Genomic DNA, 11,437 nt, shown 5'->3' on the forward strand with positions numbered 1-11,437 from the left:
CCGGGGACGAGGTCGAAGCGTGCGGAGGCCGGGTCAGACGCAGACTGAGCCGGACCGTCGTGCCCGACTCGGTGGCGTTGAGGTCAACGGTGTCGACGAGTCCCCGCATGATTTGCAGGCCGTGTCCCCGATCTTCTTGCCGTTCCGGCCGCCACCGGCCGTGGTCACATACCTCGACGACCAGACGGGCGTCTTCCCGCCACCCCCCAACATCGATCATCCCAGGAACGGCGCCATAGGCGTGTTCGATCGCGTTGTTGAGGGCCTCGCCGAGGGCCACCTCGAAGTTTGACGCTTGCTCCGGGGCGACGTCGTTCTCGGCGAGAAACCGCCGCAGGGCTTGCCGCACCACCCGCCCGGCAGCCGGGGTCGCTCGAATCGAGAGATCGAACCGGGTTCTGGCCTCCATGGACACCCCCATGGTGAGGATCGCGACGTCGTCGGGGGGATCGCTCCCCGGGATCATCCGGGCCAGGATGGCGCTCGCCGGGTCGGGGGAAGGGTTGCCGGCTTCCTCGCGCACGGCGGCGATGAGCGCGCGTTCTCCCTCCACCACGTTCCGTGTCGACTCGATCAACCCGTCCGTGTAGAGGACCAGGAGAGATCCACGCGGCACGGGAACGGTCCAGGCCGGCGGGATGTTTGGGGTCTCGACACCCAACGGCAGCCCGCCGCACGCGAGCGCTTCCACCCGGCTATCGGGCTGCGCCAGCAGCGGCGCGGGATGGCCGGCGGTCGAGTAGGTGAACGTCAGCAAGGTCGGATCGAAAATGCCGAAGACGGCCGTGGCCATGCCTTCGGCCTCATAGGTAAGATGCAGCACCCGTCCGGCGCGGTCGAGGACCATGACGGGGGAATGGAACTCCAGCGCCGCCGCGCGAATGGACTGCCGCAACTGCCCCATGATCACCGCGGCCTGGAGCCCCCGGCCCACGACGTCGCCCACGGAGAGCGCGACGCGCCCGTCCGGGAGCCGGAAGACATCGTACCAGTCGCCTCCGATTTCGGACTCCGAGACCCCGGGCACGTACGCCGCGTTGAGCGTCACGCCGGGCAGGTCGGGGAGCCCGGCCGGCAGAAACGCCCGCTGGAGCGTTTCCGCGACCCGATGCTCGTGCTCGTACAGTCGTGCCCGATCGATCGCCTGCGCACACTGCTGCGCCAGGCTCCGCAGAAACGCCCGATCTTCTTCGGGAAAGTCTCGCTGGTGTGGGAACACGAGGACCAAAACCCCGAGCACGCGCTCACCGAGCGCCAACGGAATCGCGGCGCGCGCCCCTTCTTGCGGTACCACGAACGCGTCGACCAAATGCGGGTACCGTTCGACCAAGGCGTCCTTTGAATGGAACCAGATCGGCTGGCCCGTCTTGACCGCGTCCGTCATCGGGGTGGAGGTCGAAATCGGGATGTTCCGCTGGCGGCGCATGACAGGCTTAGGAAATCCCACGTCGCGCACGACCACGAGCGTCGTGCCGTCCTCGCTCAGTAAGGACATCAGGCCGGCGCTCGCCCCCAGCGCGTGGACGCCCTGCTCGACGATCACATCGCCCACCTGGGACCGCGTCAACGCCCCAGAGAGGGCGGCCGTCATCGCCTGCAGGCGCGCCGTGCGGTCCGCGGCGTGCTCCGCGAACTCGCGGGCCTCCTGCTCTGCCTGATGGAGCACGGCATTGGCGAGGGCCAGCGCCGCGCGGCGCGCGATCTCTTCAGCCAGGGCCAGGTCCGTCGAATTGTAGCGGCGACCCGCTTGAGTCGAGACGAGCGTCAGGGCGCCCAGCATGCGCCCCCGCGCTACGAAAGGGACGACCATCGTCGATCCCAGGCCCAGGGCGCGCAGGACCTCCAGATGCCGGGCGTTTCGGGTCCCTCCCGCGAGGAGCACATCAGGGGTTTCCGGCCAGATCTCGGCCTGGCCGGTCCGGATGACCTTGTGGGCCCCTTGAGGAGCGCGCGGGTCCGGCGAATACCTGTCCTCGAGCTCGCCCGCGAGCCTCCCCTTGATAGGATCGGCGTGAAACACATGGCGCCGCACGAATCCCTGTCCTTCAACGAGATCGACCGCACACCAGTCGGCGAGCGCGGGGACGGCCAGCCTCGCGATGCTCGACAGCGTCGCCTCGACATCGAGCGACGTCGCAAGCAACCGGCTCGCTTCGGCGAGCAGCATCAGTTGGCGTCGTGCCGTCTCCGCCTCTGCGGTGGCCTGCACTTCGGCCGCGTACCGGCGGGCGAGCTCGACCGAACCGCTCAGCATCGCCGCGACTCTCTGGAGCAGTGGCAGCACCCCCCGTTCGAGCGCGTGCGCCTCAACTGCGTGCACCTCCAGGACGCCGAAGGTCCGGCCGTGCCAGCTCAACGGCACCGCCAGGCACGAACGCGCCGGCCCGACCCACGGGATCCCGGCCATCGCCCTGTCCTCCGTGTGGAACGATTGGCCGGTCTCCACAATCTGCGCGATCGGTCCCCGATCCCTGGCCACCCGCTGTCCCAGCACCTCCCCGGCGTGCGGACCGACCGCGGCGCGCACAATGTATCCATCGTCCTCGACGAGGACCATGGACCCGCCGCTGAATCGAATCAGCTGTCGGAGGGGCTCGAGCGCGACTGTGAGCACGCGGCCAAGGTCGGTCTCCCCCGCGATTGCCATCGCGATAGCGCTGAGGGCTTTCTCCTCGGCATGCGTCCGCCGCTGAAGCCTGAGCAACGCGTCGGACAGCCGCGCCTGGCGCTCCGCGGCCGCCCGCGACTGGCGCTCCGATTCGATCAGACCCGCGTTTCGCATCGCGACGCCCACACGCTCAGCGATCACGGACGCGATCCGGATCTCCTCGTCGTCCCACCGCCTGGGCGACCCCGAGCCGAGCGCCAAGATTCCTCTTGACGCTCCGGCGGCCGCAAAGGGAATGACGAGCGCGGTCACCACGCCGATCCGCGACCACGCGCCGGCCGTCCCCGTCTCCGAGGTGTCGGGCGAGACGATCACCGGGCCCTGAGCGGCGAGAATCTGTGCGAGGATCGGGGCGTCCTTCGGAACGGGCGCGGCCTCGAGTGCCGCCCGGAACTCGCCGGCCTTCGCGCGATCGCCGTGGGCGAGGGCCTCAATCACGACCTGTGGGTGTTCGGGATCGATCCGCGCGATGGCACACCATTCGCCAAGCTCCTCCGCGCAGCGGCCCGCGATCGCGGCGAACAGCGCGGAGAGGTCCTGCTTCGTGGCAAATTCCGCGGTGACGTCGACGACGAGCCGCAGGTATCGGTCGCGCCGGGCCGAGTCCGACCCCATGCTTCAGATCCCGAGGCGGCGGGGCACCCTAGGCTCCCCGCTCCGGCTCGGCCGGCGCGCGGAGGGATTCCACGGCTTGTTCAAGCGAGGCATACACGGGGATGACCTTTTCGAGCGCGGTAATCTCGATCACCTTCCGGACCATGCTCGTCGGATCCGCCAGCACCAACCGCTGCGCCCGCTGTTGAAACAGGCGATGCCCATCCAGAAGCGCCTTGATCCCGGTGGAGTCGATGTACGTAATTCCGCTCAGGGTCACGATGACAGGACGGCCGCCTTCGCTCATGGACCTGAGCATCGACAACAAGCTGGAGACGGTCGCGAGGTCGACCTCCCCAGCGGGATGGAGGACGACCGCCTCGCGCCGTTCCTCGGTCCTGAATGTCAGTGACGGCCAAGAGGGGTTGGCCCGTTCCGTCATCGTCGCCGCATCTCCAGACTCGCGTCTCCCCTGTCCCAGCTGGTGCCCGTCCCCCCGTCGCATAGCCGCACCGCTTGCCCTGGTATTATGCCCTGGACGGGCGGCCTCCTCCTCACGAGGCGCTCTGCACGGGGCACCAGTCGACCGAATGTTTCAACCCTACCGATCTGTGGGGATAGTAATTATTGGTGGCAATGCTGTGGCCAGGATCGGCATGCCGCGAACCGCTCTGGACCGGCCGCAGGTGCCGACCCCCTTGTTTCCACCGCCGTCGACTCCTGGACAGCGCCACCCAACTCGATAGATGAGGTCGTGCATGAGCGCGCGATGAACACGCTGGCCACGGTCGAAATCCAGCGGCACGGTGACATCTCCTTGGTGCAGGTGCGGGGAGAGATCGACACGTCGAATGTCCGCGAGGTTGCGGACGTCCTCGAGGCGGAGGGGCCGCGCACGGGAGCGGACCTGGTGGTCGATCTCTCCTCTGTCACCTATCTGAACAGCGCCACCGTGAAGCTGCTCTTCGAGCTGGCCGAGGAGCTGCGCGAGCGCCAGCGGCAACTGCGCCTGGTGATGAACGAGACGGCGCCCATGCGGGGACTGCTGCTCATGCTCGGGTTTGACCACGTCGTGCCCGTCCACACCAGGCTCGAAGACGCCCTCGCGGAGATGCGGGCCGGCCCCACAGCCGGAGGGGATGATGACGCGGACCCTCACTGAGCCGGCGGCGGAATCGATTGACGTCACGATCCCCGCGAAAGCGGAGTACGTGAGCATCGCGCGGCTGGCCGCCGCCGCCGTGGCGGCGCGCCAGGCGTTCACGTACGACGAGATCGAGGATCTCAAGATCGCCGTGTCCGAAGCCTGCAACGCCCTCATCGCGGCGCCGAAAACCCAGAGGAGAGTCCCCCTCCGCCTCCGCTTCCTCCAGGAGACCGATGCGCTGGTGATCCGGGTCGAGGCCCGGGGAACAGCGCTGGAGTTGGACATGAGAGCGAACGGCGAACCTCGGCCTCTCGATGAACGTCTGCTGGGGATTTTCTTGATGCAGTGTCTCGTCGATGAGGTCGACATCCGCCACACCGGGGACCTCGCCAGCGTCGTGCTCCGGTTGGCGAAGCGACGGCAGGAGGGATTCCATGCCGGCCCGCCGCCTGCTGAGCAAGACTGAAACACGCGAGCTCTTCCATCGGCTGCGCGAAACCCAAGATACCTCGGCACGCGAAGCGCTGATTCTGGCGCACCAACGCCTGGCCATCTACCTGGCCAGGAAGTTCGGCGATCGAGGGGAGCCTCTCGACGACATCGTGCAGGTCGCCCGGATCGGCCTGATCAAAGCGGTCGACCGCTACGACCCGGCGCGCGGCATCGAGTTCACGACCTATGCCACGCCGACGATCTTGGGCGAGATCAAGCGGTATTTTCGGGACAAGCTGTGGCCGCTCCACGTCCCGCGGCGCCTCCGCGAGCTCAACTACGCGCTCATGCGTTCGGTCGAGGAGTTGTCCCAGCGCCTGGGCCGGTCGCCCACGATCACCGAGTTGGCCGAAGAGGCGGGGATGCCGTTCGACGCCGTGATCGAAGCGCTTGAAGCCGGCAAGGCCTACAGCCCGATCTCCTTCGATGGAGAAGGAGCGGAGGACATTGATCAAGAACGAGCGACCTCGCTGGCGGACATGATCGGGGAACTCGATGCGACGATCGAGCAGTGGGAAGACCGGGACGCCCTCGAGTATGCGCTGCGAAGGCTCCCCGACCGGATGCGAGAGATCGTTCGGTTGCGGTTCTATGAGCACTTCTCGCAGGCCGAGATCGGACGCAGGCTCGACATCTCGCAAATGCACGTCTCGCGGAAGCTCCGAGAAGCGCTGGGGCGCCTGCGATCGTTGATTGGGAACTGACACACAGATGCCTCGTGAGTGAAACCGGACGGTTCGACATCCAGCACCGCGGGCGCGCGACGATCATCGAGGTCGCCGGAGACCTCGACATCAGCAACGCCGGCCGGTTCGAGGCGGCGCTGGAGCTGGCCCTGGGGTCCAATCACCAAACCGTCGTGGTGTCGCTTGCCCAGGCGTCCTACTTCGACAGCATCGGGCTCCACTCGCTACTGCGGTTTGCGGAACGGCTGGCGACGACGCGGCGCCGGTTCGTCGTGGTTGCCTCGCGCGGCTCCACCCCGCGCCGAGTCCTGGAGATCGCGGGCGTCGCCACGAGCTACCTGCTGTTCGACTCTGTCGACGACGCGTTGCAATCGCTCGCCTGAACCCGGTCCCCCAAAAAAGCGGTGCGGGGGAGGGCATCCCGCTCTCCCCCGCGGCCACAGATCCGAGGATCTGCCGGGCTATTGGCCCTGCTGCTTTACGACTCGCGTCGCCTCGGCATACGTGACCCACTGCCCCGTCGCCTGATGCATGAGATACCGGAGATAGCCTGCGAGCGACATGAAATCCGCCTCAGCCGAGAAGGGCTTGAGGTTGGACACGGTCGGCACCTGTCCGGGCGACGGCTGCGACGGTGGGGTTGTTTGGGCCAACGCGACGCCGGACAAGACTGCCACGAGCGCGACCACGCTCACGATCGATGCGAACGCCTTTCGCATGTGAATCTCACCCCTTTCACAGTCGTGTGCCATGAGGCACGGGCTATATTTTCCCCGCCGCCTGCCTGCTTAAACGCGCCCGCCGAATCCTACACCACGAAGGAGGAGGTCACCGGCCTCACACTCGAACAGCACCGAGAGGATCGCTGAGGAGGACGCGACGATGCCGGTGCGAGAGGCTCCGCTATTTATCGGCGGCCGCTGGGTCGACGGCCAGGCCGGCACGTTCGAAGTGCTCAACCCCGCCACGTCGGAGCCGATCGCCGTCGTCCCCAACGGGGGCGCCGACCAGGCGCGGGCGGCAGTGGAGGCCGCCGCCAACGCCTTCCCCACGTGGGCGGCGATGACAGCCCTCGAGCGTGGGGCCATCCTCCTCCGAGCGCGGGACATCCTCACCGCGAAGCTCGACGCGCTCGCCCGCCTCGTCACCGAAGAAAACGGCAAGCCGGTCGCCGAAGCCCGGGGGGAAGTGTCGTTCGCGATTCAGTACCTCCCCTGGTTCGCCGAAGAGGCGCGCCGCGTCTACGGAGAGATCGTCCCCCCTCCGGTGCCGCACAAGCGGCTCTGGGTCACCCATCAGCCCATGGGAGTGGTCGCGGCGATCACGCCCTGGAACTTCCCCGCCACGATGGTGCTCCGGAAGATCGCGCCCGCGTTGGCCGCCGGGTGCTCGGTCGTCCTGAAGCCCGCCAAGGAAACTCCGCTCACCGCGATCGAGATCGCGCGGGCCTTTGAGGAAGCCGGCCTGCCTCCCGGCGTCTTCAACGTCGTCGTCGGCAGGCGGGCCGCGCCGATCGCGGACGTCTTCCTGAAGGATCCGCGGGTGCGCAAGATCGCGTTCACGGGGTCCACCGAGGTCGGCAAGACCTTGATGGCGCAGGCCGCCGCGCAGCTCAAGCGGGTCGCGTTCGAGTTGGGCGGCAACGCGCCGTTCATCGTCTTCGACGACGCGGACCTCGACCGGGCCGTGCACAACGCCGTGGCGATCAAGTACCTTCGGGTGGGCGGCCAGTCGTGTATCTGCGCGAACCGGATCTACGTCCACCGGCCGATCGCCGAGGCGTTTCTCGCCCGGTTTACCGAGGCGGTACGCGCCATCAAGGTCGGTTCCGGATTCGATCCGGGCGTCCAGGTCGGCCCGCTGATCAACGCCGAGACGCTCGAGAAAGTCGAGGGGTTCGTCAAGGACGCGGTGGCGCGAGGCGCCCGGCCGCTCGTGGGGGGGCGGCGGCTCACCGAGGGCGCATACGGCAAGGGGTTCTTCTACGAGCCCACCGTGCTGACGGAGGTTCGCGAGGAGATGCCCGTCGCCCGTGACGAGACCTTCGGTCCGATCGCCCCGGTGATGGTCTTCGAGACCGACGAGGAGGTCGTCGCGCGGGCAAACAACACGACCTTCGGCCTGGCCGCGTACCTCTCCTCGCGCGACCTGCGGAGGGTGATCCGGGTCGGCGAGGCGCTTGAGTACGGATTGGTGTGCGTCAACGACGCGACGGGATACACGCACGAGATTCCCTTCGGCGGGTTCAAGGAGAGCGGGTTGGGCCGCGAAGGCGGTCGCCAGGGCATCGAGGAGTACATGGAGGTGAAGTCGATCTCCCTGAACATCAGTTGATCGTGCGCGTGCGGGACGTTCCCCGTCATGTCCAGCGCAGCTGATCCCGAGCCCGTGGAGTTGGTATGCGATCTGCTGGTCTGCGGCGGCGGGCTCGGTGGCGTCGCCGCCGCCCTTCGCGCGGCCCGGCTGGGCCGCCGGGTGTGCCTCATCGAGGAGACCGGATGGCTCGGCGGGCAGATCAGCTCCCAGGGCGTGTCCCATCTTGATGAGCACCAGTACATCGAAGTCTTCGGCGGGACGGCCGCGTATTACGATCTCCGCGACGCCATCCGCGATTACTACCGGTCGCACTATGCGCTCACCCGCGAGGCAGCGCGGACCCCCAACCTGAATCCGGGCAGCGCCTGGGTCAGCCGGCTCTCCTTTGAGCCCAGGGTCGGGGCGGCGGTTCTGGACGGCATGCTGACCGGGCCCCACGACTCAGGGAGCCTCCAACTCTTCTTCCACACACGCGCCGTGGGGGCTGAAGTCTACGGCGGCCGGATTGCGACCGTCCTGACCCGGGATACGCAGAGCGGAGCGCCTCTCCGCTTCAGGCCGGCCTTCGTGCTCGATGCGACGGATCACGGCGACCTGTTCGTGCTGACCGCGACCGCATACGCGCTCGGCGCCGAGGCGCGCGGGGAGACCGGAGAGCCCTCGGCGCCTGAACGAGGGGATCCCGGGTGCGTGCAGTCGTTCACCTTTCCGTTCGCCGTGGAGTTCCGGCCGGGCGAGGTCCACACGATCGCGAAACCCGAAGACTACGACGCGAACCGGCAGGCCCAACCGTATTCGCTCGCCGCCACACCCTGGCTGCCCGGGGCGCCCGTCTACCGGATGTTTGCGACCGCGCCGAACACCTACGGCCCGTTCTTCACGTATCGCCGCATCCTCGACGCGCGTAACTTCGACGACCCGCGGGTCCCCCACGACGTGGCGACCATCAACTGGCCGAGCAACGACTTCCGTAGCGGCACCTTGGTCGACCGCCACGCCGATGACCAGGCCCGCATCCTCGAGCAGGCCCGCCGTCTCAGCCTCGGGTTCCTCTACTGGCTTCAGACCGAGGCACCGCGCGATGATGGCGGCGTCGGCTATCCCGAGCTCCGCCCGCGCCCGGACGTCATGGGTAGTGCGGAGGGGTTATCTCAGGCGCCCTATGTTCGGGAAGGGCGGCGCCTCCGTGCCAGGGTGACGATCCGCGAGCAGGACATCGCGCGGGCGCTCCACCCCGGCCCCCGCGCGGCGGCTTTCGATGACACGGTCGGCATCGGATTCTATCCGATCGACCTCCACGGATGCGGGCGGGAGACGCTCAGCGTCGCGACCCGCCCGTTCCAGATTCCGCTCGGGGCGCTCGTGCCGGCGCGGACCGTGAACCTCCTCCCCGCGGCCAAGAACATCGGCACGACGCACATCACAAACGGAGCATACCGGCTCCATCCGGTGGAGTGGGCGGTGGGGGAGGCCGCGGCGGTCGTGGCGGTCTTCTGCCAGCGCGTGGGGGCCGCCCCCCACGAGGTGCTGGATCGCCACGAGCTCGTGCGGCGGCTCCAGGTCGTCCTGCTCGACCAAGGCATCCCGCTGTACTGGTACGACGACGTGCCGCTCGAGCACCAGGCCTTCGTGGCCACCCAACTCTTGGCCGTCGAGGGCGTGTGGGACGGGAACGACGAGACGCTGCACTTCTCACCCGAGGCGGGCATGACGCTCGGCCAGGGAAAGCAGCGGGTGGCCGCGCTCGCCCGCGGCATCCAGCGGTGGCGCGGACCCGCCTCCGCCGACCCCGACGCGGAAGTCCTTCGGCCCGGCCCGGAGGACACCGTGCTTCCGCTTCGATGGGACGCGGCCGTCACACTCGTCACGCTGGCGGTCCCCGGCGCCGTCCCCCCGCCTCACGCGGCCGGGACTACGATCACCCGTGGGGATCTGGCCGTGTGGCTCGGGGCCCTGTTACGCGAGGCGATCGAGCGGGACGGCCTCTTGCGTCAGGCGAAGAGTTTGAGGTAGTCCTCCCGCAGTGGATAAAACACGTCCGCAACGAGGGCCCCCGCCCCACCGGCGCGCCCGCTGTGCTTGATCCCTCCCGGAATCACGTAAGTATCCCCCGGCTTGAGCGTTCGCTGCTCGTCGCCGATCTGCATGTGGAGCTCGCCTTCGAGGATGAGCCCGAGCTGCTCGTGGTGGTGGGAGTGGAGCGGCACTTCCCCATGGGGCACGAGCTCGACGTAGTTGAACATGACATGGTCCCCGGCGAGGGGTTTGATCTTCACCCCCTTGGCAACTTCCTTCCCGGGCAGCGCCTTGATGGACGTCACGGTGAGTTTCGCAGGCATCGACCCCTCCCGTCTCCCGCGCCTCGAGGGCGCGATCGGTCCTGCGACGATTCGGTGCGCCGGAGCGATTCTCCCGCGACCCAGAACGCGCATTCGGTGTATGGTATATCCGGGGCCGGGCTCGAGTTTGGACCCTCCCGATCGCGGGTATAACGTGGACCGGCCCGGCTGATACCGGGTGCTCGGGTGCAAGAGAAGGAGGTGGGCCTCGTGATTTTCTTCCTGCTGTTTGGTCTGCTGATTCTCGCTGCGACCGGCCACATGATTCTTCGCTAATGTCATGGGCCGGCGGCAGAGCACGCGAATGGTTGGCCGTTACGTAGCAATCCTCACCGTGGGCGCCGGATTGGCGCTGACCCTGCAGGGGTCGGCGCCTCCGGTCCCCGCGGCGGCGCAGTCCGCGCCTACCCAGACGGTGCCGGCTCCGAACCTTCCGCCCAACCAACTGGCCAGTGTGGTGATGGCCAAGGGGATCAAGTCGAGCCCGCTGTTCGGGCAGGGTGACGTGACGCCGGTGGAACCTAGCACGACCTTCTGGAACACCGACCTCCCGTATGCCGTGGTCAAAGTCAAGACGTTGGAAGTCAACACCGTCGTCACGCTTCGGGTCACCGACCCCTCGGGACCGGCGTTCACCATCGAAGCGAAGGCGCCTCAGCACAAGGACAAACCCTGGGAGAGCTTCGATATCGCCCTTCCGCTCTACATTCTGGGAACGGACCTGGAGACGCGCACCGGGACCTGGACCCTCCAGGTCCAGCTGAACGGAAAGCCGGTGAACACAACGACCTTTCAGTGGATGGCCTCATCGCCGATCCAGCTGGGGAAGATCAAGGATCAGCTCGATGTGGACCCGGTGAACGCCGATCTCACTTGGCGGTACGGCGCGGCGCTGGTCCTCCTGCATCACGAAAAGGACGGGATCGCGCAACTTCAGAACGCGATCAGGCTGGACCCCAAATACGCGCTGTATTACATCAGCCTGGGACGGGTGTACGAGCGGGAAGGCCACCCGGCCGATGCCATCAAGATGTTCCAAACCGCCCTCTCGCAGCACGGCAGTTTCTACGACGCCGTCTATTCCAGCTGGGCTCAGGCGCACCTCGCTCACCTCAAGGCACACTAGCCGGTGAGCGGGGCGTCCTCACCGAGCGAGGACACCTCGCGGCGGATCTACTTGAGGACGCTGTGCTGC

The 11,437-nt window shown here is 67.5% G+C and carries 11 protein-coding genes; 7 read left to right on the forward strand and 4 right to left on the reverse strand.

What is annotated here, in order from left to right; translation table 11 throughout:
* Both VFP86_05350 and VFP86_05355 read right to left on the reverse strand, forming a co-directional pair.
* On the reverse strand, positions 1-3,283 hold a 3,283-nt coding region (locus VFP86_05350), incomplete at its 3' end, for a GAF domain-containing protein (GenBank protein HET8999052.1).
* 28 nt (positions 3,284-3,311) lie between these two features.
* Positions 3,312-3,704, reverse strand: a complete 393-nt coding sequence (locus VFP86_05355) for an STAS domain-containing protein (GenBank protein ID HET8999053.1) — start codon at positions 3,702-3,704, stop codon at positions 3,312-3,314.
* 327 nt (positions 3,705-4,031) lie between these two features.
* Between VFP86_05355 and VFP86_05360 the strand changes: the two genes are divergently transcribed.
* From VFP86_05360 to VFP86_05375, 4 genes are read left to right on the forward strand one after another with little or no spacing between them, the layout of a single operon-like run.
* Positions 4,032-4,424, forward strand: a complete 393-nt coding sequence (locus VFP86_05360; protein HET8999054.1) for an STAS domain-containing protein — start codon at positions 4,032-4,034, stop codon at positions 4,422-4,424.
* Positions 4,405-4,875 (forward strand): ATP-binding protein, encoded by a 471-nt coding sequence (locus VFP86_05365; GenBank protein HET8999055.1) that lies wholly within the window; start codon positions 4,405-4,407, stop codon positions 4,873-4,875. Before VFP86_05360 ends, VFP86_05365 begins: the two co-directional genes overlap by 20 nt.
* Complete coding sequence (locus tag VFP86_05370; protein ID HET8999056.1) at positions 4,844-5,605, forward strand: SigB/SigF/SigG family RNA polymerase sigma factor; 762 nt, start codon at positions 4,844-4,846, stop codon at positions 5,603-5,605. Before VFP86_05365 ends, VFP86_05370 begins: the two co-directional genes overlap by 32 nt.
* 14 nt (positions 5,606-5,619) lie before the next feature.
* Positions 5,620-5,970: an STAS domain-containing protein gene (locus tag VFP86_05375; GenBank protein ID HET8999057.1), complete on the forward strand. Its 351-nt coding sequence runs from the start codon at positions 5,620-5,622 to the stop codon at positions 5,968-5,970.
* A 78-nt stretch (positions 5,971-6,048) separates the two neighbouring features.
* Here the strand turns inward: VFP86_05375 and VFP86_05380 are convergent, their stop codons facing one another.
* Positions 6,049-6,306 (reverse strand): hypothetical protein, encoded by a 258-nt coding sequence (locus tag VFP86_05380; GenBank protein ID HET8999058.1) that lies wholly within the window; start codon positions 6,304-6,306, stop codon positions 6,049-6,051.
* Between the two features lie 163 nt (positions 6,307-6,469).
* Between VFP86_05380 and VFP86_05385 the strand changes: the two genes are divergently transcribed.
* Positions 6,470-7,921, forward strand: coding sequence for an NAD-dependent succinate-semialdehyde dehydrogenase (locus VFP86_05385; protein ID HET8999059.1), 1,452 nt, complete (start codon positions 6,470-6,472; stop codon positions 7,919-7,921).
* A 27-nt stretch (positions 7,922-7,948) separates the two neighbouring features.
* On the forward strand, positions 7,949-9,916 hold the full coding sequence (locus VFP86_05390; GenBank protein HET8999060.1) for an FAD-dependent oxidoreductase: 1,968 nt from the start codon (positions 7,949-7,951) through the stop codon (positions 9,914-9,916).
* Here VFP86_05390 and VFP86_05395 read toward each other — a convergent pair.
* The gene (locus VFP86_05395; protein HET8999061.1) at positions 9,895-10,242 is read right to left on the reverse strand and encodes a cupin domain-containing protein; all 348 of its coding nucleotides are present in this window, start codon (positions 10,240-10,242) and stop codon (positions 9,895-9,897) included. The genes VFP86_05390 and VFP86_05395 overlap by 22 nt on opposite strands.
* A gap of 304 nt (positions 10,243-10,546) precedes the next feature.
* Here VFP86_05395 and VFP86_05400 point away from each other — a divergent pair, with 304 nt between their 5' ends.
* Positions 10,547-11,368, forward strand: coding sequence for a hypothetical protein (locus tag VFP86_05400; protein HET8999062.1), 822 nt, complete (start codon positions 10,547-10,549; stop codon positions 11,366-11,368).
* Positions 11,369-11,437: the final 69 nt, after the last annotated feature.

The sequence above is a fragment of the bacterium genome (assembly GCA_035703895.1).
Lineage (GTDB): Bacteria > Sysuimicrobiota > Sysuimicrobiia > Sysuimicrobiales > Segetimicrobiaceae > Segetimicrobium.

Coding starts and splice junctions, on each gene's coding strand:
- VFP86_05355 (HET8999053.1), bottom strand. CDS start 3,704: ATGACGGAACGGGCCAACCCCTCTTGGCCGTCACTGACATTCAGGACC.
- VFP86_05360 (HET8999054.1), top strand. CDS start 4,032: ATGAACACGCTGGCCACGGTCGAAATCCAGCGGCACGGTGACATCTCC.
- VFP86_05365 (HET8999055.1), top strand. CDS start 4,405: ATGACGCGGACCCTCACTGAGCCGGCGGCGGAATCGATTGACGTCACG.
- VFP86_05370 (HET8999056.1), top strand. CDS start 4,844: ATGCCGGCCCGCCGCCTGCTGAGCAAGACTGAAACACGCGAGCTCTTC.
- VFP86_05380 (HET8999058.1), bottom strand. CDS start 6,306: ATGCGAAAGGCGTTCGCATCGATCGTGAGCGTGGTCGCGCTCGTGGCA.
- VFP86_05385 (HET8999059.1), top strand. CDS start 6,470: ATGCCGGTGCGAGAGGCTCCGCTATTTATCGGCGGCCGCTGGGTCGAC.
- VFP86_05390 (HET8999060.1), top strand. CDS start 7,949: ATGTCCAGCGCAGCTGATCCCGAGCCCGTGGAGTTGGTATGCGATCTG.
- VFP86_05395 (HET8999061.1), bottom strand. CDS start 10,242: ATGCCTGCGAAACTCACCGTGACGTCCATCAAGGCGCTGCCCGGGAAG.
- VFP86_05400 (HET8999062.1), top strand. CDS start 10,547: ATGGTTGGCCGTTACGTAGCAATCCTCACCGTGGGCGCCGGATTGGCG.